The organism is Burkholderia humptydooensis, from assembly GCF_001513745.1.
Taxonomy (GTDB): Bacteria; Pseudomonadota; Gammaproteobacteria; order Burkholderiales; family Burkholderiaceae; genus Burkholderia; species Burkholderia humptydooensis.
In genome coordinates, this window is record NZ_CP013382.1 from 1,037,989 (window position 1) to 1,060,875 (window position 22,887).

At 68.5% G+C, this 22,887-nt stretch carries 20 protein-coding genes and 2 pseudogenes; 7 read left to right on the forward strand and 15 right to left on the reverse strand.

Annotated features, from left to right (window positions below):
• Window positions 1-987: 987 nt before the first annotated feature.
• From AQ610_RS23635 to AQ610_RS37600, 4 genes are all read right to left on the reverse strand, one after another.
• Window positions 988-1,890 carry a hypothetical protein gene (locus AQ610_RS23635; RefSeq protein WP_009915303.1) on the reverse strand — a complete coding sequence of 301 codons (903 nt, stop codon included), beginning with the start codon at window positions 1,888-1,890 and terminating at the stop codon, window positions 988-990.
• 129 nt (window positions 1,891-2,019) lie between these two features.
• Window positions 2,020-2,235 carry a DUF6566 family protein gene (locus AQ610_RS23640; RefSeq protein WP_004198708.1) on the reverse strand — a complete coding sequence of 72 codons (216 nt, stop codon included), beginning with the start codon at window positions 2,233-2,235 and terminating at the stop codon, window positions 2,020-2,022.
• 192 nt (window positions 2,236-2,427) lie between these two features.
• Window positions 2,428-3,090, reverse strand: a complete 663-nt coding sequence (locus tag AQ610_RS23645; protein ID WP_006028811.1) for an NADPH-dependent FMN reductase — start codon at window positions 3,088-3,090, stop codon at window positions 2,428-2,430.
• Window positions 3,091-3,170: 80 nt separating this feature from the next.
• Window positions 3,171-3,557 (reverse strand): hypothetical protein, encoded by a 387-nt coding sequence (locus tag AQ610_RS37600; protein ID WP_006028810.1) that lies wholly within the window; start codon window positions 3,555-3,557, stop codon window positions 3,171-3,173.
• A 106-nt stretch (window positions 3,558-3,663) separates the two neighbouring features.
• Here AQ610_RS37600 and AQ610_RS23655 point away from each other — a divergent pair.
• The 5 genes and pseudogenes from AQ610_RS23655 to AQ610_RS23675 form a co-directional block, all read left to right on the forward strand.
• A pseudogene (locus AQ610_RS23655) lies at window positions 3,664-5,124 on the forward strand (quaternary amine ABC transporter ATP-binding protein); the annotation flags it as partial.
• Window positions 5,117-6,019, forward strand: coding sequence for a choline ABC transporter permease subunit (choW, locus tag AQ610_RS23660; protein WP_006028807.1), 903 nt, complete (start codon window positions 5,117-5,119; stop codon window positions 6,017-6,019). The pseudogene AQ610_RS23655 and the gene choW, both read left to right, overlap by 8 nt.
• Before the next feature lie 114 nt (window positions 6,020-6,133).
• Entirely contained in the window at window positions 6,134-7,132 is a 999-nt protein-coding gene (locus AQ610_RS23665) for a GlxA family transcriptional regulator (protein WP_006028806.1), read from the forward strand.
• 119 nt (window positions 7,133-7,251) lie between these two features.
• A complete protein-coding gene (locus tag AQ610_RS23670; RefSeq protein WP_009915293.1) occupies window positions 7,252-8,202 on the forward strand; it encodes a choline ABC transporter substrate-binding protein in 951 nt (316 codons plus the stop codon).
• A 23-nt stretch (window positions 8,203-8,225) separates the two neighbouring features.
• Window positions 8,226-8,426: pseudogene (locus AQ610_RS23675) on the forward strand (lipid A hydroxylase LpxO); the annotation flags it as partial.
• Between the two features lie 68 nt (window positions 8,427-8,494).
• On the opposite strand, the gene AQ610_RS23680 reads toward AQ610_RS23675, so the two are convergent.
• The 9 genes from AQ610_RS23680 to AQ610_RS23720 all read right to left on the reverse strand — a co-directional run bounded on the left by AQ610_RS23680 (window position 8,495) and on the right by AQ610_RS23720 (window position 17,604).
• Window positions 8,495-9,493: a hypothetical protein gene (locus AQ610_RS23680; protein WP_006028803.1), complete on the reverse strand. Its 999-nt coding sequence runs from the start codon at window positions 9,491-9,493 to the stop codon at window positions 8,495-8,497.
• Window positions 9,494-9,682: 189 nt separating this feature from the next.
• Window positions 9,683-10,375 (reverse strand): aspartyl/asparaginyl beta-hydroxylase domain-containing protein, encoded by a 693-nt coding sequence (locus tag AQ610_RS23685; RefSeq protein ID WP_006028802.1) that lies wholly within the window; start codon window positions 10,373-10,375, stop codon window positions 9,683-9,685.
• A 271-nt stretch (window positions 10,376-10,646) separates the two neighbouring features.
• The gene (gene denD / locus AQ610_RS23690) at window positions 10,647-11,618 is read right to left on the reverse strand and encodes a D-erythronate dehydrogenase (RefSeq protein WP_006028801.1); all 972 of its coding nucleotides are present in this window, start codon (window positions 11,616-11,618) and stop codon (window positions 10,647-10,649) included.
• A 27-nt stretch (window positions 11,619-11,645) separates the two neighbouring features.
• A complete protein-coding gene (otnI, locus tag AQ610_RS23695; RefSeq protein WP_009915292.1) occupies window positions 11,646-12,422 on the reverse strand; it encodes a 2-oxo-tetronate isomerase in 777 nt (258 codons plus the stop codon).
• A gap of 66 nt (window positions 12,423-12,488) precedes the next feature.
• On the reverse strand, window positions 12,489-13,811 hold the full coding sequence (locus tag AQ610_RS23700) for an MFS transporter (protein ID WP_009915291.1): 1,323 nt from the start codon (window positions 13,809-13,811) through the stop codon (window positions 12,489-12,491).
• 101 nt (window positions 13,812-13,912) lie between these two features.
• Window positions 13,913-14,554, reverse strand: coding sequence for a 3-oxo-tetronate 4-phosphate decarboxylase (gene otnC, locus AQ610_RS23705; protein ID WP_006028798.1), 642 nt, complete (start codon window positions 14,552-14,554; stop codon window positions 13,913-13,915).
• A complete protein-coding gene (otnK, locus tag AQ610_RS23710) occupies window positions 14,551-15,918 on the reverse strand; it encodes a 3-oxo-tetronate kinase (RefSeq protein WP_006028797.1) in 1,368 nt (455 codons plus the stop codon). The genes otnC and otnK overlap by 4 nt, the downstream gene beginning before the upstream one ends.
• 19 nt (window positions 15,919-15,937) lie before the next feature.
• The gene (ltnD, locus tag AQ610_RS23715; protein WP_331457918.1) at window positions 15,938-16,834 is read right to left on the reverse strand and encodes an L-threonate dehydrogenase; all 897 of its coding nucleotides are present in this window, start codon (window positions 16,832-16,834) and stop codon (window positions 15,938-15,940) included.
• A gap of 65 nt (window positions 16,835-16,899) precedes the next feature.
• Complete coding sequence (locus AQ610_RS23720; RefSeq protein WP_009915287.1) at window positions 16,900-17,604, reverse strand: FadR/GntR family transcriptional regulator; 705 nt, start codon at window positions 17,602-17,604, stop codon at window positions 16,900-16,902.
• A gap of 190 nt (window positions 17,605-17,794) precedes the next feature.
• Here AQ610_RS23720 and AQ610_RS23725 point away from each other — a divergent pair, with 190 nt between their 5' ends.
• Window positions 17,795-18,409, forward strand: a complete 615-nt coding sequence (locus AQ610_RS23725; RefSeq protein WP_006028794.1) for an HAD family hydrolase — start codon at window positions 17,795-17,797, stop codon at window positions 18,407-18,409.
• 59 nt (window positions 18,410-18,468) lie between these two features.
• Complete coding sequence (locus AQ610_RS23730; RefSeq protein WP_006028793.1) at window positions 18,469-18,936, forward strand: cupin domain-containing protein; 468 nt, start codon at window positions 18,469-18,471, stop codon at window positions 18,934-18,936.
• Between the two features lie 113 nt (window positions 18,937-19,049).
• Here AQ610_RS23730 and AQ610_RS23735 read toward each other — a convergent pair whose 3' ends face one another.
• The gene (locus AQ610_RS23735) at window positions 19,050-19,598 is read right to left on the reverse strand and encodes a hypothetical protein (RefSeq protein ID WP_006028792.1); all 549 of its coding nucleotides are present in this window, start codon (window positions 19,596-19,598) and stop codon (window positions 19,050-19,052) included.
• A gap of 21 nt (window positions 19,599-19,619) precedes the next feature.
• Complete coding sequence (locus AQ610_RS23740) at window positions 19,620-22,883, reverse strand: DUF6519 domain-containing protein (protein WP_043283149.1); 3,264 nt, start codon at window positions 22,881-22,883, stop codon at window positions 19,620-19,622.
• Window positions 22,884-22,887: the final 4 nt, after the last annotated feature.

The following is a 22,887-nucleotide window of genomic DNA, read 5'->3' on the forward strand; positions in this document are numbered from 1 at the left end:
GAGGGCAGCGCAACACGGGAGCGTTATTTGTCTGACCTGAGAGTCCGTGCTCGCGCTGATTAATTTGGTATGCGGAGTCTATTTGATTGATGTTTTCAAGACTTCAAAGAATTGCAAAATCAGGCTTTGCAAATGGTTAAAAAAAGTTTGAGGATGGAGTGTTGTGGTTGGTTAATTTTTGTTAATTTAATAGATGATACGAATGAGTCGGGGTGATGCCGATCGGTTCGTGGATGGCCCGTGTAGAAAGGGCGGTGGCGGAGTGGTGGACTACGGGGCGTAGCTTGCGTTTCAGAAAGGAGACTGCAGTCTCATGTAAAACGTTTGCGCCGTCTCCACTCCTTTCTATTTGCAATATTGTTTAATTTAATATTGTAATGTTTTCTTATGGGGTTTTGTTAATGGATTAATTTATGCAATTCAAGTGGATAAATCATTTTGTTTTGATGAAGGTGTTTGGCGTGGAAATGCGATGGAATTTATTTCTTTGTCGACCGGGCGGTTCGTGCGCCGCCGCACCAGGCGGGCGTCCGCGGTTCGTTCCATGAGACACGATCATTTGCTCATCCCGAGTGGGAAGTGCTCGGGAAATGGGACGCATCTTCCAAACGTCTTTCGCTCATTTACATGTCGCCGCTTTATTGTCGGTAATCCTTTCCAGGCAGAAACGCTTTGTCACAATGCTTTCGTATTGCTGTCGTTTCAGGCGGCCGAGCGCGATACGCAACCAATGCGATCGAATCCGCGCGGTGACGCACGGAAGCGAGCGCTGCCCGGTCCGGCGGGGCGTAAGCGTGCCCAGTCGTATGGATGCGAAGTAAGGGTATTTTTTACCGATTTAGATATGGGGTACGCCTCTTTTTAAACGATGTGTCGGGCCGTCGTAACCCAAGGTCCGATCTTCGCCATCGCGGCGTCGAAGGCCGCTTGTCCGTTCGCGAGCAGCAGCCCCACCCGATGCGTGACGATGCGCGCAACCGCGCGCGATTACGGCTTCCTGATGAAGCGCAGCGCGAACCGCGCGAGCCGCGGCACGATCGCCGGCCGCAGCAGCCGCTTGTCGTAGCCGGCCATCCGGCGGTTGTTCTCGGCGAGGCACAGCTCGATCAGCGCGCGCGGATTCAGCGCGTCGCCGACGGTTGCCGCCGTATTGGCCGGAAAATTCGCGTCGCGCGCGACGCCGTCGGCGTCGATGCCGCGCGCGATGCCGATCCGCTCCCAGATCAGGAACGCCCATACCGCGGCGACGCGCGCGAACAGCCACGGCCTGCGCCACCATCGCATGTTGCGCCAGTACCATCCGAACCAGTTCGCGAAGAACAGGATGTGGCGGCCTTCCTCCTGGATCACGGGCTCGAACGTCTCGACGAGTTCTTCCGGAAAATAGCCGGAGCGCTGCGCGGAGCGGAACAGGCCGAATGCGAAGAAGCTGTCGATGGATTCGCTGAAACCCGTGACCATCCATGCCCATTCGGCGTCCTTCGGCGCCGGATACGCGGGCTCGCGCGCGAGCCGGATGCCGTATGCCTCGACGAGCTTCGAGAGCACGACCTTGTGCCGCGCTTCCTCGGCGGCGTTCAGGTCGAGCGCGGCGCGCAGCAACGGATCGCGCACCGTCGACGCGAACGTCGCGACGCGAATCGATGCGCGGCCCTCGGTCTGCACGGCGATGTCCCAGATCGGCAGCGACGTCAGGCGCTGAAGCGCTTCGGGGGCGAGGGCGGGCCAATCGATGACGGCCGGCTTGTACGGGTTGTGGGTGTCGAGCAGCATCTTGCAGAACATCTGCTTGTGCGCGTCGGAACCGATTCGCACTGGGCCGCGACTCTCATGGACCCAGTTGCGCATAGCGTGATCCGCCGCTTGTTCTCGTCGCAGCGTGTCAGACATGGCTGATTGGTATCGTGATGTCAGGAGCTGACGATTCTTGCATAGCTCGATGAATCACGTATTTTGGCGGCCGCTGCCGCAGGCGCCGCCTGCGGGCGCCGCGCGTGCCGGCCGGCGCCGGCGACGGGCTCAACAGTGGGAATCGACCCACAGGCGTCCCCAGCGGAACGCGTAGGCAAGTGCGTGCTCTTCGTCGAAGAAGAAATCGATGGCGTCGAACGAGTAGGCGCGCGCGGGCGCGGGGCCGGCTTTCTCGATCGTGAGGTTCGCGGCGAACAGGCCGTTCGGCAAGCGCGCCGCCGCGGGCGCGACCTCGTAGCCCTTGTAGCGGATCGAACGATTCATGGCTTTCGCGAAGGGAGAACGAGGTTGCAGCGTAAGCAATCGACGCGTGCGCGTGAACCAATCTTTATGCTTAAGCAAATCACCCGGCGCGAACGAATGGTCATCAGCGCGGGGCAACGCGCGGGAGGAGCAGGCCGCCCGTCGAAGCGCACGCGCGCCGCCGCACGCAGCGAGCGTGCGATGCGCGTGCGTTCAGTGCGTCGCGGCTTCCAGCACCGTCGCGAGCGCGTTATCGCTCGCGACACGGGTTGCCGCGCGGTGCGACGCGAACGCGAGCGCGAATTCGGCGGCCTGCGCGCCGACGGTCTCGAGCTGCGCGGCGACCTTCGAATCCGAGCAGCGATCGACCGTTTCGAAGCGCGTTTCGAGCGTGTTGACCGCGGCGCCGAACGGCGTCGGCCAGCCGCGCAGCGCGTGGACGATCGCGCGCAGCGACGTCAGCACGGTGCCCGCCGCCTGCCAGCCGTACGCGGTGACGATGCAGCCGACCGCGCGTCCGTCGAGATACGGGCGCTCGTCGGCGCGCAGTTCCTCGAGCGTGTCGAGCGCGTTCTTCACGAGGCCGGACACGCCGCCGTGGTAGCCGGGCGTGGCGATGACGATCGCGTCGGCCGCGCGCACGGCGTCGATCAGCTCGCGTTGCGCGTCGGTGAGCGCGCGGCGCTCCGGCGCGTAGTGCGGCAGCGTGTGCAGGAACGGGCCGTCGAACAGGCGGGTGCGGGCGCCCGCGGCTTGCGCGCCGCGCAGCGCGAAGCCGAGCGCGCGCTCGGTCGACGAAGCCGCGCGGGTCGTGCCGCCGATGCCGACGATGAACGGCCGGCGGTGTTGGTCAAATGCGGTCAAAGTGCGCTCCATGAGGGTGCGGCGCCTGGCTGGGGCAGGCCGAGAGTTGCATGTTAGCGAGCCAATCGGTGCGCGGGAAACGACTTTTCGTTCTATCGATATACCCGGCGGCCGCTTGCGCGGCTTCGCGCGCGACGCAATTGGATAGCAGAAATGCTTGGTTGGGATGCGTCCGGCCGGCCGATATGATCGGCTCCGTCTCCTCCATGAAACTTCTCTGACATGGGTTGGCCCCGCCGGTTGGAATGTCGGCGGGGCTTTTTTTCGTTCGTGCGCGGCGCAGGCGTGCGTCGCGCGATGGCGCGGGCGAGCGACGAGCCATCGCGGGATCGAATCGGCAGCGAAGCGAACGTTCGAATCGATGCGTCTGACATCGCGCCGCCCGTCGACGGCAAGCCCGCGCGCGTCACGTTGCGCTCGTCGAGCAGCGCGTCGAACGCTTTGAGCAGATTGAAGTCGAGCGTTCTGATATCGACCATGCTTATCGGTTGCTGTGGAGAGATTGAATCGAGCCTATATCCCGGCCGCGTCGCCGATTCAAGCGCGCAAAGCGCGCATTGCAGCGAATAAGTCTGCGGAAATCCGGCGCGCGATGCGGCGCCGCGCAAACGCCGCGTGGAGCCTCCCGCGCGTAGTACGGGCGTGCGTCGCCGGGCGGCCCGCGCGTCGCGGCCGCGCGACGCGCGCTGCGGCGCGTCATGCCGCTCTCCGGCGCCTTTCGTCGGTGGTCCGAAACGGTCGTTCGCAGCACTTGTACCGACGTGTCGTATTTGCGCAAGCGTTTGTCGCAATTCGTCGGCTGCACGGGGTTTTTTCTGGCAACCATGTAGGCACGCTGTGACGGCGTATTTCCCCGCTCAACGAGGAGACGTTGCAATGGATGCCCCGAAGGTCGTAGTCGATGGTCTGTGCAAGGTGTTTGGAAGCAATCCGCGGCAAGCGCTGGACATGCTCGCCGCAGGCGCGACGAAGGATGAAGTGTTCGCGCGCACGGGCCAGGTGGTCGGCGTGCACAACGTGTCGTTCGACGTGCGGGAAGGCGAGATTTTCGTGCTGATGGGCCTGTCCGGCTCCGGCAAGTCGACGTTGATCCGGCTCGTCAACCGGCTCGTCGAGCCGAGCGCCGGCAAGGTGCTGATCGACGGGCGCGACGTCGCGGGGGTGCGCCGCGCGGAGCTGACCGCGCTGCGCCGCACCGACATGAGCATGGTGTTCCAGTCGTTCGCGCTGATGCCGCAGCGCACGGTGCTGTCGAACGCCGCGTTCGGCCTCGAAGTGGCCGGCATGGGCCGCAAGGACCGCGAGCGCCGCGCGATGGGCGTGCTCGAGCAGGTGGGCCTCGCGCAGTTCGCGCACAAGCTGCCCGCCGAGCTGTCGGGCGGCATGCAGCAGCGCGTCGGCCTCGCGCGCGCGCTCGCGGTGAACCCGTCGCTGATGATCATGGACGAGGCGTTCTCCGCGCTCGATCCGTTGAAGCGCAAGGAAATGCAGAACGTGCTGCTGCAACTGCAGAAGGAGCAGCGCCGCACGATCATGTTCGTGTCGCACGATCTCGAGGAGGCGCTGCGCATCGGCAGCCGGATCGCGATCATGGCAGGCGGCCGGCTCGTGCAGGTCGGCACGCCGCAGGAGATCATCGCGAACCCCGCCGACGACTACGTGCGCGCGTTCTTCGAAGGCATCGACACGAGCCGCTACCTGACGGCGGGCGACCTGATGCTCACGGGCGCCGTGCCGACCGTGTCGAAGCTCGATGCGACGCATGTCGCCGCGTCGCTGAACGGCAGCGCCGAATACGCGTTCGTGCTCGACGAGGCGCGCAAGATCCGCGGCTTCGTCACGCGCGACGCGCTGAACGGCGCGACGCCGAACGTGCGCCAGGTCGAGAGCATTCCGCGCGACGCATCGCTCGATCACGTCGTCGAGCGATGCGTCGCGCATCCGCACGCGCTGCCCGTCGTCGACGACGACGGCTGTTACTGCGGCTCGGTCGACCGGGCCGTGCTTCTGAAAGCCATTACGCGTTCGCGAGGTTTCCATGTCTGAACTCATCCCCCTCGGTAGCTGGGTCGACCAGTCGGTTCACTATCTGCTCGACCACGATGCGAAGACGTTCGACGCGATCGGCCGCGCGATCGAGGGGCTCGCCGCGCTCGTCGAGCACGGGCTGCAAGCCGTGCCGATGGGGCTGATGATGGCGTGCTTCGTCGGCGTCGGCCTCTGGCGCGTCGGCTGGCGCTTCGCGATCTTCACGGCGGCGTCGCTGTTCCTGATCTTCGCGACGGGCTTCTGGGATCAGACGGTCGTCACGCTCGGCCTCACGCTGTCGTCGACGATCGTGAGCCTCGTGCTCGGCATTCCGCTCGGCATCTGGGCCGCGAAGAGCAAGTGGGTCGCGGCGATCGTGCGGCCGATCCTCGATCTGATGCAGACGATGCCTGCGTTCGTCTACCTGATTCCGGCCGCGATGCTGTTCGGCCTCGGCCGCGTGCCGGGGATTCTGTCGACGGTGATCTTCGCGATGCCGCCCGCCGTGCGCCTGACGAGCCTCGGCATCCGCCACGTGAACCGCGAGATCGTCGAGGCGGGGCAGGCGTTTGGCTGCACGCCGTGGCAACTGCTGTACAAGGTGCAGTTCCCGAATGCGCTGCCGTCGATCATGCAGGGCGTGAACCAGACGATCATGATGGCGCTGTCGATGGTGATCATCGCGTCGATGGTCGGCGCGGGCGGCCTCGGCAACGACGTGCTCGCGAGCATCCAGCGCCTCGACATCGGCTTGGGCTTCGAGAGCGGCCTGTCGGTCGTGCTGCTCGCGATCATCCTCGACCGCATCACCGAGAGCTTCGGCCGCGCGCCGGGCACGGCGAAGGCGCCGCTCTTCTCGGGCTTCCGGCAACTGTTCGGCCCGCGCTCGCGATCGTCGGTCGCGCAGGCCTGACGTTTTCCGCTTTCGTTCGTTTCCCCGGTTTCTTCGTTTCGCCGATCCGGTCGTCTCCGGCGGGCCCGCCCGCCGCCGGAGCGGCTTCGTGCAACCCGTTCGCTGGAGAGCGATGTGACGTCCGCCGCCGCTGCCGCACCCGCCGCCTGCGCCGAGCCGGTTTCCTCGGCCGCGCATTTCGGGTTCCTGACGTTGCCGAACTTCTCGATGATCGCGTTCACGAGCGCGGTCGAGGTGCTGCGCATGGCGAACTACGTCGCGCGCGCGGACCATTACCGCTGGTCGATCTTCTCGCTCGACGGCGCGCCCGTGCATGCGAGCAACGGGATCGCGGTGCGGCCGACGCAGCCGCTCGACGTCGACGATCCGCCCGACGTGGTGATCGTCTGCGGCGGCATCCGGATTCGTGAGGCGATGGACGAGACGGTGCGCGGCGCGCTCGGCGCGCTCGCCGCGCGCGCGGTGCCGCTCGGCGGCATCTGCACGGGCGCGTACGTGCTGATGGCGTGCGGGCTGCTCGACGGCTACCGGTGCGCGGTGCACTGGGAGAACCTGTCCGCGCTGCACGCGGAGTTTCCGCAGGTGCGCTTCGCCGACGAGCTGTTCGTCGTCGATCGCGACCGGCTCACCTGCACGGGCGGCACCGCGCCGCTCGACCTGATGCTGAACCTCGTCGGCGCGCGGCTCGGGCAGCCGCTCGCCGCGCAAGTCTCCGAGCAGTTCATTCTCGAGCGCATCCGCAGCGCGACCGATCCGCAGCCGATTCCGGTCGACGCACGCGTCGGCTTCTCGCGCGCGGAGCTGATCGAGGTCGTGCGGCTGATGGAGGCGAACATCGAGGAGCCGCTGTCGCTCGAAGAGCTCGCGCGGCTCGTGCGGCTCTCGCAGCGGCATCTGCAGCGGATGTTCAGGATCTATCTGAACGTGTCGCCGACGCACTATTACCTGACGCTGCGCCTGAAGCGCGCGCGCGACCTGCTGCGCACGACCGACGCATCGATCGCGCGCGTGACGACGATCTGCGGCTTTCACTCGCCATGCCATTTCAGCAAGGCGTACCGCGCGCAGTTCGGTCATGCGCCGAGCCACGAGCGGCGCGTGTCGGCGCGCTGAGCGCATCGGGGCCGCATCGAAACCGTATCGAAACAAGCGCGTGGCCGCCGGGGTCGCGGCGCGCGTGAGCCACGAACCGATCCCATGTTGACGACATCTTTGTGATGAGGAGAAGCACGATGAAGCGAAATCTGATCGCGGCGGCCTGTGGGCTCGCCATCGCGGCCGCGCCGTTCGCGAGCGCCCGGGCGGGTGATCCGCCGACCTGCAAGGCGGTGCGCTTTGCGGACGTCGGCTGGACCGACATCGCCGCGACGACGGGGCTCGCGTCGACGATGCTCGCCGGGCTCGGCTACGCGCCGACGAAGACGATCGCTTCGGTGCCGATCACGTTTGCGGGGATCAAGAGCAAGCAGATCGACGTGTTTCTCGGCTACTGGTCGCCGACGATGGACCCGATGATCGCGCCGTTCACGAAGGCGGGCACGATCAAGGTGCTCGCCACGCCGAACCTGACGGGCGCGAAGTACACGCTCGCCGTGCCCGATTACGTATATCAGGGCGGCCTGAAGTCGTTCGCCGACATCCAGAAGTACGCGGACAAGCTGAACGGCAGGATCTACGGGATCGAGCCCGGCAACGACGGCAACGCGCTCATCAAGAAGATGATCGATGGCAACCAGTTCGGCCTCGGCAAGTTCAAGCTCGTCGAATCGAGCGAGGCGGGGATGCTCGTCGAGGTGAACCGCGCGATCCGCGACAAGCAGTGGATCGTGTTCCTCGGCTGGGAGCCGCATCCGATGAACGTGCAGATGAAGATCGACTATCTGAGCGGCGGCGACGACGTGTTCGGCCCGAACTACGGCGAGGCGAAGGTGCTGACCGCGACGCCGCCCGATTACGCGGCGCGCTGCCCGAACGTCGCGAAGTTCGTGTCGAACCTGCAGTTCTCGACGTCGATCGAGAACCATGTGATGCTGCCGATCATGAACAAGGAAGATCCGAACAAGGCGGCGGCCGCGTGGCTGAAGGCGAATCCGCAGTCGCTCGACAAGTGGCTCGCCGGGGTGACGACGTTCGACGGCAAGCCGGGGCTGCCCGCCGTCAGGCACTACCTCGGGATTCAGTAACGCCGCGCGCGTTTCGCGACGAGGCGTTCGCGCATTGCCCGCGCTCGCTCGCGATCCTGTCGAAGCTGCCGCCGGTGAAGGCGGCGAGGTTCGACGAGACCTGTCTGCGCCGGGCCGAGAACCGCACCGGCCGCGACCGGAGCATTCTGTTCTGCGACATCGAGCGGCCGATGAAATACCGCTGGGCGCAGGCGGTGAACGGCGCGGTCGGCGGGATGCTCGTCGCGATTCCGTGGTGGTGAGCGCTCGGCCGCCGGCTTCGCGGGGCAGGCGTCGAGCGGCCGCCGCCGGATCAGAAGAAATCGAGCGCGCCGAATACCTTGTTCGCCTTCTGCTTCGCGTCGCTCGACAGATTGCTGTCCTCGACCGCCTGCTTCGCGACCGACGTGCCGACTTCCTTGACGACGCTCAGCACGGCCGACACCGGATTGAAGCGGCCCTTCGTGACGATGTCGACGACCGCCTTGCCGATGCCCTTGAACACGGCGACGATGTACTTGCCGGCCTGCTCGAAGCCCCATTGGAGATTGTCCTTGTTGGTGCCGTCGAGCCGCACGTGCGTGTCGCTCGTCTGGTCGAGCTGGTGCCCGGTTTCGCGCAGATGCTGCCAGCCGCCGCCGCTCACGACGTCCTGCAACAGGCCCGCTTCGGTGCCGTGCCGCGCGTCGCCGTCCTTCGTGAAGCCGTCGATCTTGCCGTCGCCGACGACGCCGTCCGGCCGCTCGCCGCCTTCGCGGTTCTTCGAGCTCTTCACGTACGTGAGCAGCGCCGCCGCCTTGTACGCCTGATCGGGATCGTTGGACATGTTGCCGCCGACGAACTGGTTCAGCTTGTCGCGAATCCCGCTCTGGTTGCCGAGATTCTTGAGGAGCGGATTGTCGTCGATGATCTGCTGCGCGGTGCGGTTGTCGCCGGGCGGGCGGCGCGTCGATGCGTCGGGCATCTGCGTCGCGAAGCGCGCCATCGACGCATCCGGCGACGCGACGCAGCGCGCGGGCGGCGCGTTGTCCGGCGCGTCGTTCTGCGCGTCGTCCGGTGCATCGACGAACGACAGCGGATCGCCGGCATCGTCCGGCTGTGTCGTCGCGAACTGCAGCGGCTGCTGCGGCCATTGCGGCTGCAATGGCCGCAAATCGGGCTCGCTGCCGCCGTGCGTCGCTTGGCGAAGCAGTGCGTGCAATTGTTGCCGGATGTCGGCGTCGACTGCGAAGGGCAGACGCTCGTTGTCGAACGAGGCCGAAAGGTTTGTCGCGAACGGGGTGACGACGATGTCGCTGGAGAGTTGGATCATGACAAGGCGCAGGGAAGTGGCCGGCAGCGGGCGATGCCATGATGTTACGAACGAGGCGGCGCGATGCATCCGTGCGATGCGAAGCGCGCGCGCGAAAAGCGAAGCGGGTTGCGACGAAGCGGGGCGGCGCGCGTTATCGACGCGTTCGTGCGGGTGGCCGGCGCAAGCCCGTTGCCAGCGTGAACGACCCTAGACCGGAATCGCGCCGCCGCGCAGCCGGATCGCGACGCGCACGAGCCGGATCAGCGCGCCCGACAGCAGCGCGAGCGCGAGCGGCAGATCGCGGCGGCGGATGTCGAGCAGCAGCACGATCCGCACGTCGTCGCTCTCGTTCCAGACTTCGTGCTCGAACGTGTCGTCCCAGAGCAGGAACTGGCCGTCGTGCAGCCGGTAGTCGCGGCCGTCGATCTTCAGCACGGCGGCGGGCGTGCCGTTCGCGCGCATCGGCATCGACAGCACCAGATAGCCGCGCAGGATGCCGCGAAACGGCCCGCGATGCGGCGGGATGTGCTTGCCGGGCGCGAGGAACGAGAACGATGCGGACAGCACGTCGGGCGACGCCGCGAGGATCGACGCGACCGTCGGGCAGCGCTCGATGTTTTGCGGGAAGCGCACGCCGTATGCCTGCATGATGAACATCCGCCAGTCGCGCGCGTCGTTTGCGGAGATCGCCGCCTGCTCGCGCATGATCTCGTGGAAGCGCGGAATCCGGCTCAGGTCGCGCGACACCGAGAGCGCCTCGTCGCGGATCGCGCGCCATGCGCGCGTGAAGCGCGCGGCGTCCGGGAACAGCGCGGCCGTGTCCAGCACGGCGTCGCAGCGCAGCCGTCGATCGTAGAGGGCGCGCAGCTTGCGCGCGCCGAAATCATAGAGGGCAGCCATATCCGAGCGTTCGTGGCCGACGCGTCGTGCGCGGCCGGTCGTTCGGTCGCTCGTTCGCGCGTCTGGCGGCACGCGGGCGCGAAATCGAGGACCGGATTCTTATAACGATAGTCGCAAACGCGGCAGGATGCGCGTCCGTCGGCGGCGCGTGTCGCGCGGATGCCGCAGGACGGGGCGCCGCGGGCTCGCGTGGAACCGGTTCGGCGCGCCCGTCCGCGCCGCAACGCGGGCGGGCAGCGCGGCTTACCGTCGACTGTCGTCGGGTGGCGGCTTATCGCCGGTCGTCCTCAACGTAGCCGCGGATCACGTCGGCGAAGCTCGCGTCGCCTTCAAGGCCGAGCGATTGCGCGCGCGACGTGTCCCACCGGCCAGGCCAGCTTCCGACGATCCGCGCGATCCGCTCGTCCGGCTCGCGGCGTATCCGCGCGACCGCGTCGGCGCCCGCGACTTCGCGCAGCGCGTCGATCATCTCGTCGACCGTCACGGAGATTCCCGGCAGGTTGATCACGCGCCGGTTGCCGAGCGTCGCGCCGTCGAGCTCGCAGCCGGCGACGAGCGCGTCGATCGCGCGGCGCGGCGACAGCAGCCACAGCCGCGTGTCGCCCGGCACCGGGCACACGGCTTCCTCGCCGTTCAGCGGCTCGCGGATGATGCCGCTCGCGAACGACGAAGCCGCCGCGTTCGGCCGGCCCGGCCGCACGCTGATCGTCGGCAGCCGCAGCACGCGGCCGTCGACGAAGCCGCGGCGCGCGTAGTCCGACAGCAGCCGCTCGGCGATCGCCTTCTGCGCGCCGTACGACGATTGCGGATCGAGCGCGGTGTCGTCCTGTACGACGTCGGGCAGCGCGCCGCCGTACACCGCGACGGAGCTCGTGAACACGACGCGCGGCTGGTGGCCGCGCGCGCGGCACACGTCGAGCAGCAGGCGCGACGCGTCGAGGTTGATCCGCATCCCGAGGTCGAAATCGGCTTCCGCCTGGCCGCTGACGATCGCCGCGAGATGGAAGATCGCGTGCGTGCGCGCGTCGATCGCGGCATCGAGCACGGCGCGCTCGGCGATGTCGCCGACGATCGTCGTCACGCGCGGATCGCCGAAGTCATGGGCCTTGACGACGTCGAGCAGTACGATCTCGCCGATGCGCGCCGGCGCGCCGTTCGGGCCGGCCAGCTCGCCGCGCGCGAGCAGCCGTTTCGCGAGACGCTGGCCGAGAAAGCCTGCGCCGCCAGTGATGAGAACCTTCATCGCAATGTGCCTCGTGAGAATGCGGGATTACAGATACGGCGCGAGCCAGCCGAGACCCTCGGACGTGCCGGCCTTCGGCCGGTACTCGCAGCCGATCCAGCCGTCGTAGCCGAGTGAGTCGATCAGCCCGAACAGATACGGATAGTGGATTTCGCCGATATCAGGCTCGTGCCGCTGCGGCACGCCGGCGATCTGGATGTGGCCGATGCCCGCGATGTCGCGCTCGAGCTTCGTCGCCAGATCGCCTTCGACGATCTGGCAGTGATAGCAGTCGAACTGCACCAACAGGTTCGGCGCGCCGACTTCGCGGCAGATCGCCTGCGCGTCGTCCTGGCGGGTGAGGAAGAACCCCGGCATGTCGCGCGGGTTGATCGGCTCGATGACGATCGTCACGTTCTGCGCATTCGCCGCCTGGGCCGCGTGCGCGAGGTTGCGCAGATATACGTCGCGGTGCCGCGCGCGATCCTGCGTCGGCGCGATCAGGCCCGCCATCACGTGGATCTTGTCGTTGCCGATTACGCGCGCGTAGCCGAGCGCGGTGTCGATCGCGCGCCTGAACTCGTCTTCGCGGCCCGGCAGCGACGCGATGCCGCGCTCGCCCGCCGCCCAGTCGCCGGGCGGCGCGTTGAAGAGCGCCTGCACGAGGCCGTTCGCGTCGAGGCGCGACTTCAGCTCGGCGGCGGGGAAGTCATACGGGAATAGGTACTCGACCGCCTTGAAGCCGTCGCGTGCCGCGGCGGCGAAGCGGTCGAGGAACGCGTGCTCGTTGTACATCATCGTGAGGTTGGCGGCGAAGCGTGGCATGGCGTCGGTTCCAGGTCCGGAGGTTGAGAGAGGGGCGGGGCGGCGCGCCGCCCCGCCGACAATCGATTATCGGTTGACGAGCTTCGCCGGTGTGAGCCACACGGCGATCGCACCGATCACGAGCATTGCGGCGAGCACGTACATGCCGGTCGACGTGCTGCTCGTCGCGTCCTTCAGATAGCCGATCAGGTAGGGGCTCGCGAAGCCGGCGAGGTTGCCGATCGAGTTGATGATCGCGATGCCGGCGGCCGCGCCCGTGCCCGCGAGGAATGCGGTGGGCAGCGACCAGAAGAGCGGCGCGCAGGTCAGCACGCCGCCCGCGGCGATCGACAGGAACAGGATCGACACGGCGGTGTTGTGCGAGTACGCGGCGGCCACCGAGAAGCCGACGGCGCCCATCGCCGCGGGCACGATCAGGTGCCAGCGGCGCTCGCGGCGACGGTCCGCGCTGTGGCCGAACAGGTTCATCGCAATGATCGCGAAGGCGAACGGAATCGCGCTCAGCAGGCCGATCTGCAGCGCATCGGTGATGCCCGTCGATTTGACGAGCGTCGGCATCCAGAACGTGAGCCCGTACTGGCCGGTGACGAACGTGAAATAGATCAGCGACATCCACCACATCCGCGGATCGCGCAGCACGGCGGCGAGCGAGTGCGCGTGCTTGTCGCGCTCGTGCGGCTGCGCTTCGATCTCGTCGGTCAGCAGCTTTTTCTCGCGCTCCGTGAGCCACTTCGCGCCGCGGATGTTGTTGTCGAGATAGAGGATCGTCGCGATGCCGATCGCGATTGCGGGCGCCGCCTCGATCACGAACATCCACTGCCAGCCGTGAAAGCCCGAGCCGCCGTGGAACCGCTGCATGATCCAGCCGGACAGCGGATTGCCGAAGATGCCCGACACCGGAATCGCCGACATGAACACCGCGATGATCTTCGCGCGGCGATGCGTCGGGAACCAGTACGTGAGGTACAGGATCACGCCCGGATAGAAGCCCGCTTCCGCGAGGCCGAGCAGGAAGCGCAGCACGTAGAACTGCGTCGGCGTCTTCACGAACGCGAAGACCGCGGACAGCAGCCCCCATGTGATCATGATCCGCGCGATCCAGATGCGCGCGCCGAGCCGGTGCATCAGCATGTTGCTCGGCAGCTCGAACAGGAAGTAGCCGAGAAAGAAGATCCCCGCGCCGAGGCCGAACACGGTCTCGCTGAATGCGAGATCCTGCGACATCTGCAGCTTCGCGAAGCCGACGTTCACGCGGTCCAGGTACGCGACCACATAGCAGAGCATCAGGAACGGCACGATGCGCCAGAACACTTTCTTGTACGTGAGGTCGAGCTCGGCCTGTCCGGCCGCCTCGAGCGGCCGGGCCGCGGCTGCTTGGCTGGGAATCATTTCCGCTGTCTCCATGGTTGTCGACGCCGGCCGCCTGTGCGCGGCCGGGCGCTGTGTCGTGTGCTGGTGAATGGCCCGCGCACACGGCGGGCAGGACTGCGTTACCAGCGCGCGCCGAACGCGTCGCGCAATTCGGCCAGCGCGGGCTCGCCGAGCGGCTCGGGTTTCGGATTCGTCATCAGCCAGAGGCGCGCGGTCTCCTCGAGCTCCTCGAGCGTGTACGACGCGTGCGCGACCGACGGGCCCCAGACGACTGGGCCGAGCCGCTCGAGCAGCACGCCGCGCACGCGATCGGCGAGCGCCGCGACTTCGGCGGCCACTGCGGGGTCGCCCGGCCGGCGATAACGAATGAGCGGAATGTGGCCGACCTTCATCACGTAGTACGGCGTGATCGGCGGCAGCACGTCGGCGTCGCGCCAGACGCCCGCGAGCGTGAGCGCGACGAGGTGCGTCGAATGCGTGTGGACGACGCCGCGCGCTTGCGCGTTGTGCGCGTAGATGCCGCGATGCAGCGCGAGCGTCTTCGACGGCTTGCCGCCCGACACCGCGTTGCCCGCGCGATCGACCTTCGCGATGCCGGCCGGGTCGAGGCGGCCGAGGCACGCGTCGGTCGGCGTGATCAGCCAGCCGTCGTCGAGCCTCGCGCTGATGTTGCCCGCGCTGCCGACCGCATGGCCGCGCGCGTAAAGGCTCGCGCCGATCTCGCAGATCTCGTCGCGCAGCTTCGCTTCGGCGGGGCTCATGCGGTGCCCTCCAGCGCGCGCAGCGCCTTCTCGAAGAAGTCGGTCGCGCCGAAGTTGCCGGATTTGAGCGCGAGGCCGAGCGGTTGCGCGCCGGGCGTCCCACGGGGACTTCCTTCGGTCGCCCCACAGGGACTTCCTTCGGTCGTCCCACAGGGACTTCCTTCGGTCGTCGCGGTGGCGGGCACGCCGGGATCGATCTGCTCGCCGATCCGCAGCGCCTTCACGTCGAGCGCCTGCACGACGGCGCCGGACGTTTCGCCGCCCGCGACGACGAACTTGCGCACGCCCATCTCGCGCAGCCCGCGCGCGATCGCGGCGAGCGTCGCCTCGACCAGGTGGCCGGCGGCTTCGGCGCCGAGCGCCTGCTGCACCTGCTTCACTTCGTCGGGCGCGGCGGTTGCGTAGATCAGCACCGGCTGCGGCAGATGCGCGCGTGCGAACGCGAGCGCCTGCTCGACGACGGGCTCGCCGCGCGCGGCCGCGAGCGGATCGATCCGGAACGCGGGGCGCTCGACGCGCCACGCGTCGACCTGCGCGTTGGTCGCCTTCGACGCGCTGCCGGCGAGCACTGCCGCAGCGCCGTCGATCTTCGGCAGCGCGGCCGCGTCGCTGCGCTCGGGCAACAGCTCGCCGAGCCGGAAGTTCGACGGCAGGCCGAGCGCGACGCCCGAGCCGCCCGTGATGAGGGGCAGGTCCGCGCACGCCTCGCCAAGCACGTACAGGTCGTGATCGGTCAGCGCGTCCGCGATCGCGATCCGGACACCGTCGCGACGCAGCGTGTCGATCGTCTCGCGCACGGCGGACGTGCCGAGCGCGATCGCGTCATGGCGAATCAGCCCGACCTTCGACGCCGTCTGCCGCTGCAGCACGCGCACGAGGTTCGCGTCCTTCATCGGCGTGAGCGGATGGCGCTCCATCCCGGATTCGTTGAGCAGCGCGTCGCCGACGAACAGGTGGCCGCGATAGACGGTGCGGCCGTTCTCGGGGAACGCGGGGCACGCGATCGTGAACGCGCGCTCGCCGCCGAGCGCGTCGAGCAGCGCATCGGCGACGGGGCCGATGTTGCCCGCGTCGGTCGAATCGAACGTCGAGCAGTATTTGAAGAAGAACTGGCGGCAGCCCTGCGCGCGCAGCCAGGCGAGTGCGGCGAGCGATTGCGCGACCGCGTCGGCGGCGGGGATCGTGCGAGACTTCAGCGCGACGACGATCGCATCGGCCTCGACGGGCGCGCCGGCGGCCGGCACGCCGATCATCTGCACGGTGCGCATGCCGCTCTTGACGAGCATGTTCGCGAGATCGGTCGCGCCGGTGAAATCGTCGGCGATGCAGCCGAGCAGGGGGCGAAAGGCTTGATCGGGGCTCATGGCGGGCAACTCCGGTGAATCAGCGGCGCGCCGGCAGCGTGATGCCGGGGAAGGTCCGGATGACGGCCGAGTCGTCCTCGCCGCCGTGGCCCGCGCTCGACGCGCTCATGAACATCTGGTGCGCGGCCGCCGACAGCGGCAGCGGGAATTTGCTGCGGCGCGCGGTGTCGAGCACGAGGCCGAGATCCTTCACGAAGATGTCGACGGCCGACAGCGGCGTGTAGTCGCCGTTCAGGATGTGCGGCACGCGGTTCTCGAACATCCACGAATTGCCGGCGCTGTGCGTGATCACGTCGTACAGCGCGTCGGGATCGACGCCTTCGCGCAGGCCGAGCGCCATCGCCTCGGCGGCGGCCGCGATGTGCACGCCGGCCAGCAACTGATTGATGATCTTCACCTTCGAGCCCGCGCCGTGCGCGTCGCCGAGCCGGTAGACCTTGCCCGCGATCGCGGCGAGCACGTCGTCGCACGCCGCGTATGCGGCGGCGGGGCCCGACGTCATCATCGTCATCTCGCCCGACGCCGCGCGCGCGGCGCCGCCCGACACGGGCGCATCGAGCATCAGCAGGCCGGCCGCCGCGAGCCGCGCGCCGAGCCGGGCCGCGAACTCCGGCGCGACCGTCGCGCTCGAGATCACGACGCCGCCGCGCGGCATCGCGGCCGCGGCGCCTTGCTCGCCGAACAGCACCGCATCGGTCTGCTCCGCGTTGACGACGAGCGTGATCACGACGTCGCACTGCGCGCCGAGCCCGGCGGGCGTCGCGCAGCGCACGCCGCCTTCGGCGGCGAAGGCGGCGAGCACGTTCTCGCGCACGTCGCATGCGTGCACGCGAAAGCCCGCGCGCAGCAGCGAGCGCGCGACACCCAGGCCCATCGCGCCCAGCCCGATGACTCCAACCTTTCGTGACATGGTCAAACCTTCTCGTCGATTCGTTCGGGAGGCGATCCGCGCGCGCCGTGCGGGCGCGCGCGGATCGCGGATCAGCAAATGCCGGCTTGCTCGAGACGGCGCGCCGCGTTGTACATGTGCGCGCGGGCCGCGTTGCGGGCCGCGGACGGGTCGCGCGCGCGGATCGCGTCGGCGATCGCCGCGTGCTCCTCGCGCACCTGCCGCGAGAAGTCCTCGCGGGTCGCCTCGTTGCCGCGCGTGACCTTCACGCCCGCTTCGAGGTACTGGTTCAGGAAGCTCAGCGTCTTCAGGAAATACGGATTGCCGGTGACGCTCGCGATCGTCCGGTGGAACGCGACGTCCTCCGCGACGCCGTCGCGGCCTTCGGCCACCGCGCCGTCGATTTTCGCGAGCGCGGCGTCGATGTCCTCCATGTCCTCGTCGGTATGGCAGAGCGCGGCTTCGGCGGCCACTTCGGCCTCGATCGCGCGGCGCACCGCGAGCAGATGCGGCAGCGAGCTCGCCTCGACCGCCTCCGCATAATCGATCCGCAGCGGCCGGATCGCCGCGTGCCGCGCGATGTAGACGCCGCTGCCCTGGCGCGGCTCGACGACGCCCTCGTTCTTCAGGCGCGAGATCGCCTCGCGGATCACCGTGCGGCTCACGCCGAACTCCTGCGCGAGCACCGCTTCGGTCGGCAGCTTGCCGGTGGCGGCGAAGCTGCCGATCTCGATCTGCTTCAGAAGCTGCTGGGCGACCGTGTCGCTCATCGCCCGGGTCGGGATTTTTTCGAACATGGCGGGAGTTTTGTCATGTGATGTGGTCATCATACAACTTGGATTCGAGGCGAGCATCCGGGATAACCCTTGAGGGCGGGCTTTGGCGAAACGGCTTGAGGGCAGCCAGAATAGAAGTTTTCCGCCGCCCGGAACGGGCCGCCCGCTGGCGGTCCGGCGCTTGCCGGGCGCTTCACGCGAGGCCGACTGCATGACGCCGCCGATCAAGCTGGTGCTGTTCGACATGGAGGGCGTGCTGTCGACTTACGACCGCGCCGCCCGCACCGCGCGCCTCGCCGACCTGACGGGGCGGCCGCCCGACGCGGTGCGCCACGCGATCTGGGAATCGGGCCTCGAAGCGCGCGCCGACGCGGGGCTCATCGGCGTCGACCAATACCTGAGCGAGCTGGCCGAACTGCTCGGCGCGCCGGTGAGCCGCGACGACTGGCTGATCGCGCGCAGGGCGTCGATCACGCCGAACCTGGACGTCGTCGCGCTGGCCGAGCGCGTTGCGCAGCGCAGCCGGATCGCGGTGCTGACGAACAACTGCAGGCTTGTCACCGATTACATCGATTATCTGAATCCGCCTGTTGCGCGCGTGTTCGGCGCGGACGTTTATCCTTCGGCGACGTTCGGCGCGGCGAAGCCGGATGCGCAGGCTTATCTCGGCTGCGTCGGGTGGCTCGGCGCGGCGGCGGACGAGACGCTCTTCATCGATGACGCCGATGCGAACGTCGAGGGCGCGGTGAGAGCGGGGCTGCTGGGGTGCAAGTTCGTGGGCGCGGACGCATTGGCCGACGAGTTGGCGCGGCGGCGGCTGATTTAGATGGTTTTTGGATTGTTTAAACTCAAATCATATTTATTCCCATTGGAGCGAGATCAATCATGTCGAACATCCCTCCGGAATTGCTGAAGGCGGCCGATATCGAGGCGATGGAAGAGGTGCGCTCGGTTCACGTGCTGAACGGGAATGCGGTCCGCCTGAAGAAGCCGCTCAGCGACAAGACCGGAATCACGCAGTTCGGGTTTCTGATCATCACGCTGATGCCGGGGCATGAGTCGTCCGAGTGCCATCGGCATCTTTATGAAGAGGAATGCTTGTACATCCTGTCCGGGTATGGGGAGGCGACGCTCGGGGAGCGGACTTATCCGGTCGGGCCGGGGGATTTTCTGGGGTTTGCGCGGCGCGGGCCGGCGCATGTGTTGAAGAACTCGGGGGATGTGCCGCTCGTGTTCATCGCCGCGGGGCAGCGGTTGGAGCATGATGTCTGTGAGTATCCGCGGCTCGGGAAGCGGCTTTTCGTGGCGGGGGAGATGGAAGGGTATGTGGATTTGGAGGGGGGAGCAGCGTGACCATCTCATTAAATCTGACAGGCTCAGAGGGGCACCGGAAATCCGATCGACCCGGTCTCGTAAGAAAAGTCGCCAACCCTTTTTAGCGCACCCGATCTGCTTCAAGCCCCCCGCTACCGCACGATCTTCCCCAGCGCCGCAATCTCGTCGCTCGCCAGCTTCTGCATCGCTTCCACCTGCGCGAGCGCCTCCTGAAGCGTCTTCTGCCGCGCGGCGGCCGCCGCGTTCGTTTCATCGACCTGTTTCTTCAGCAGCGGATCACCGTCGAGCATCCGTTTCGCGACGTTCGTGCCGAGCGCGTCGGCGCTCGCGGCCTGATCGGCCGCGAGCGTGTCGGACGCGCCGCGCACGCGCTGCGCGACGGCCCGAAACCCCGCATCGATTCCGGCCGCGAACGTCTCGAACGTGTTGCCGGAAATCGGCTGCGCATCCGCGCTCGGGCCGGCCGCGCCGCCCACCGCGCCGGCTGCCCCCGCCGCGCCGGCCAAGCCGGGCGCATCCGGCACGAGCAGCGCGGTGCCGGGCCGAATGCTGCCGACGTCCACGTGCGGATTGAGCGCCTTCAGGCGCTCGAGCGCCGACGCGCTCGCGGTCTGCGCGCCGCCGAGCTGCGCGGCGACGGCCTTCAGGTCGGTGTCCTGCTGGATGACGATGACGCGCATGATGTCGGGCTCCCGTGGCCGTCAGCCGATGAGATTGAGCGGCCCCATCTCGGGCCGCAGCGGCGCGGCGATGTTCCGCGTCGTGATGTTGCCGATCGCGGTGACGAGCGCCTTCGGGTTCGGCACGCTGATCGACTCCTGTCCGCCGCTTACGCGGTTCGCGTTGACGATCGCCGCCGGCGCGCTCAGCCGCACCGCGCTGCCGGCGCTCGCGCGCAGCTCGCAGCGGTTCTCGCCGAACAGCACGTCGCCGCTCGCGGTCACGTCGACGGCGGGCGTGCGCCCGCGCGCGACGAACACGTTGCCGAGCACCGACGCGCTCGCGCCCGGCGCCGCCACGGCCGCGCCCGTGGCCGGGTCGACGGCCGTGCCCGCGTTCACCGCGCTCACGAACGCCTGGTCGCCCGAGAGCACCAGCGTGCGCCGCGCGTCCACGCGCAGCGCGGTGAAGCGCGCGAGGCGCGACAGCGCGTCGTTGCCGTCGAGCTGCGGCTCGTCGATGCTGAGCGCGAACCACGCGGTGTCGCTGCGCGTGTCGTTGAACTGCGCGTCGCGCTCGACGTGGTTGTGGTGCACCTCGGCCTGGCTGTACGGCGCGCGAATCGAGATGCCCGCCGCCGTGCCGCCGAAGTTCTCGAGCGGCCCGACTTCGACGATTTCGTTGCCGCCGATGCGCGGCCGCTGCACCGAGTACGTGACGATGCCGGCGATCAGCGGCGCGGCCGTCGCGTCGAGCCCGATCCTGCGCAGCGTGTTGCCGGCCACCGTCGCGGCTGCGGCGCGCGTGACGCCGATGCCGATCGTCGTCGCGGCGCCCACGGCAACCGTGGCGGCCGCGGCGCCGGCGGCGGCGGTCGCATCGGCGCGCCGGCCGATGTCGCGCAACTGGTTGTTCTCGATCGACACCGAGGCGGCGCTGGCGGCGCCCGTCATCACGATGCCGTTGCCGCATTGCTCGACGACGTTGAGCTTGACGAGCAGGTTTCGCACCGGCGCGTCGACGGATACGCCCGCGTCCGGGAAGCCGTCGATCTGGTTGGCGAGCACGTGCGCGGCGTCGAGCCCGCTCTCGTCGGCGCCCGCCGTCAGCGCGATGCCCGCGCCCGCGAGCGCGCGGTTCGCGTCGGGCGTCGCGTGCAGCCGGTTGTCGGCGATCCACGCGCCGCCGAGCGCGCAGCGGATGCCGGGGCCGCGCGCGTCGACGTGGTTGCCGGTCATCCGCACGCTCGCGCCCGGAAGCGCGGAGCCGAGCGTGGAGAGCCCGGCGTCGCGCGTGCCGATCACGTGGTTGCCCGCGACGCAGGTGTCATACGCATGCGCGACGGCGCCGTCGAGCCGGACCGCCGCGCCGCTGCACAGGAACACGTTATCGCAGATGCGCAGCGCGGCCGCGAGCAGCATTTTCGGAGCCTGCTCGTCGGGGTCGTCGAGCGCGCGCACGCCGTCGGTCGCGAGCAGCAGGCTGTTTTCGATGCTCGCGTCGAGCACCGCGCCGCTCAGCGCGACGGCCGCGCCGTGGAAGTCGCTGTTGCCGAACACGGCCACCGCGAGCTCGCGCAGCGCGAGGCCGAACGCCGTGCGCACGCTGATCGCCGACGCGCGGCCGAGCGAGAACACCGTGAGCGCGCTGAGCGCGATCGCCGCGCTGCGCTCGATGACGAACGCGGTGCCGGGCGCGGCGATCGTCGTCGCCGGCCCCTGTCCCGCGATGCGGATCGAGCGCGCGCCGCTGATCCGCACGGGCTCCTTCAGCGCGTACTGGCCCGCGTGCAGGCAGACGGTGCCGCCCGTATCGCGCACCTTGTCGACGGCGGCCTGGATCGTCAACTGGCCGCTCGCGTGCGATTCCGGGCTCACGCACTGCGTGCAGCCGCAGCCCTGTCCGCCGCCTTGCGGCGGCCACGGATGGCGGCAGTCGGTGACGGTGCCCGCGCCGGCATCCCAGATGCCGAGCCGCGCGAAATGATGATGGACGCCGCGCGGCGTCGCGCGATCGAGGCGTTCGACCGACGCGTCGGCCGTGCGCGCGGCGAACACCCAGTAGTCGCCCGCCTTGAGGCCCGCCGCGCCGGTGGAGTCGAACGCGACGGTGACGCCGTTTTCGAGCAGCAGCGACGTGCCGGCCGCCGGCACCTTGATCGCGCCCGTCGAGCCGGCCGCGTCGAGGTCCTGCACCTGCACCGGCTTGCCGCTCGGATCGGTGCGGAACACGAGGCCTTTCTGGTCCCAGCGGCGCACGCGCAGGTTGCGTGCGGCGGGGAACGCGCTGTCCGGGAAGTTCGCGGGCAGCATCGCGGCGGGCAGCGCGGGCGCGAACGTGATCCGCTGCGACGCGTCGTCCACCGTGACGCGCCGCAATTCGCCGGCCGCTTGCGAGAACTCGCGCATGTCGTCAACGATCTCGACCCAGTCGCCGGTGTTCACGCGCAGCACGTCGTCGCGGCCGAGCGTCGCGAGCTCCAGCTCGGTGCCCGACACGACGCTCGCGACGCGGCTGCCGACGCTCGCGTTCTCGCGCGACCACTTGAACGTCGCGCCCGAGCCGGGCAGGCCGGGGGCGTGGATCTCGACGCGATAGAGCTGGTTCTCGAGCCCGCGGTAGCCGCCCGTCGGCGGCAGCTCGCACGGATCGTCGCTCGGCGCGACGTCGAAGGTGTCCGTGCTCAGCACGCCCGTCGACGGCGCGATCGTCGCGGCCCAGCCGGGCACGTCGGCGTCGGCGGTGCCGCAGGTCGTGGCCGCGCCCGCGTCGTCGGCGAGCACGCGCACCTGCCACACCGTCTGCACGCGCGAGCTGCTCTCGACGCCGACCGCGGGCTCGACGAGGTCCGGCTGCTCGAGATGCGTGAGCTCGCGGTTCCATACGTCGAGATAGACGAGATGCCGGCCCGCCGCCGGCAGCGCGGGCGGGCCGGGCAGGTACGGCTGCGCGCCGTACGCGAGCGGATCGGCGAACGCTGGCTCGGCCATCAGGTCGTCGTACGCGCGCTTCGCCGGATCGGCGCTCGCCGCGCCGTGGTTCTCGGCGAGCAGCCCGTCGACGTAGAGCCGGCCCCGGCCGATCTGCAGCGCGCCGGCGAGCACGGTGATCCTGAACGCGTCCGGCGTCGTCGACGACACGCTCGCGCGGCCGAGCGTGTCGGACGCGAGCGCGCGCAGCCGGCGGTCGACGATCGCGACGAGCTCGTTCGCGTCCGCGTCGAGCAGCACGCCGCCTTGCTTCAGCTCGACGCCGGCGTAGTCGAAGAGCGGGTTCTGACGCACTCTGGAGAAGTCGGCTCCCATGGTG

Bases quoted from the DNA above. Each gene is read 5' to 3' on its own strand.
- AQ610_RS23635 (WP_009915303.1), bottom strand. From the start codon at position 1,890: ATGTCTGACACGCTGCGACGAGAACAAGCGGCGGATCACGCTATGCGC.
- AQ610_RS23640 (WP_004198708.1), bottom strand. From the start codon at position 2,235: ATGAATCGTTCGATCCGCTACAAGGGCTACGAGGTCGCGCCCGCGGCG.
- AQ610_RS23645 (WP_006028811.1), bottom strand. From the start codon at position 3,090: ATGGAGCGCACTTTGACCGCATTTGACCAACACCGCCGGCCGTTCATC.
- AQ610_RS37600 (WP_006028810.1), bottom strand. From the start codon at position 3,557: ATGGTCGATATCAGAACGCTCGACTTCAATCTGCTCAAAGCGTTCGAC.
- choW (WP_006028807.1), top strand. From the start codon at position 5,117: ATGTCTGAACTCATCCCCCTCGGTAGCTGGGTCGACCAGTCGGTTCAC.
- AQ610_RS23670 (WP_009915293.1), top strand. From the start codon at position 7,252: ATGAAGCGAAATCTGATCGCGGCGGCCTGTGGGCTCGCCATCGCGGCC.
- AQ610_RS23680 (WP_006028803.1), bottom strand. From the start codon at position 9,493: ATGATCCAACTCTCCAGCGACATCGTCGTCACCCCGTTCGCGACAAAC.
- AQ610_RS23685 (WP_006028802.1), bottom strand. From the start codon at position 10,375: ATGGCTGCCCTCTATGATTTCGGCGCGCGCAAGCTGCGCGCCCTCTAC.
- denD (WP_006028801.1), bottom strand. From the start codon at position 11,618: ATGAAGGTTCTCATCACTGGCGGCGCAGGCTTTCTCGGCCAGCGTCTC.
- otnI (WP_009915292.1), bottom strand. From the start codon at position 12,422: ATGCCACGCTTCGCCGCCAACCTCACGATGATGTACAACGAGCACGCG.
- AQ610_RS23700 (WP_009915291.1), bottom strand. From the start codon at position 13,811: ATGATTCCCAGCCAAGCAGCCGCGGCCCGGCCGCTCGAGGCGGCCGGA.
- otnC (WP_006028798.1), bottom strand. From the start codon at position 14,554: ATGAGCCCCGCCGAAGCGAAGCTGCGCGACGAGATCTGCGAGATCGGC.
- otnK (WP_006028797.1), bottom strand. From the start codon at position 15,918: ATGAGCCCCGATCAAGCCTTTCGCCCCCTGCTCGGCTGCATCGCCGAC.
- AQ610_RS23720 (WP_009915287.1), bottom strand. From the start codon at position 17,604: ATGTTCGAAAAAATCCCGACCCGGGCGATGAGCGACACGGTCGCCCAG.
- AQ610_RS23725 (WP_006028794.1), top strand. From the start codon at position 17,795: ATGACGCCGCCGATCAAGCTGGTGCTGTTCGACATGGAGGGCGTGCTG.
- AQ610_RS23730 (WP_006028793.1), top strand. From the start codon at position 18,469: ATGTCGAACATCCCTCCGGAATTGCTGAAGGCGGCCGATATCGAGGCG.
- AQ610_RS23735 (WP_006028792.1), bottom strand. From the start codon at position 19,598: ATGCGCGTCATCGTCATCCAGCAGGACACCGACCTGAAGGCCGTCGCC.
- AQ610_RS23740 (WP_043283149.1), bottom strand. From the start codon at position 22,883: ATGGGAGCCGACTTCTCCAGAGTGCGTCAGAACCCGCTCTTCGACTAC.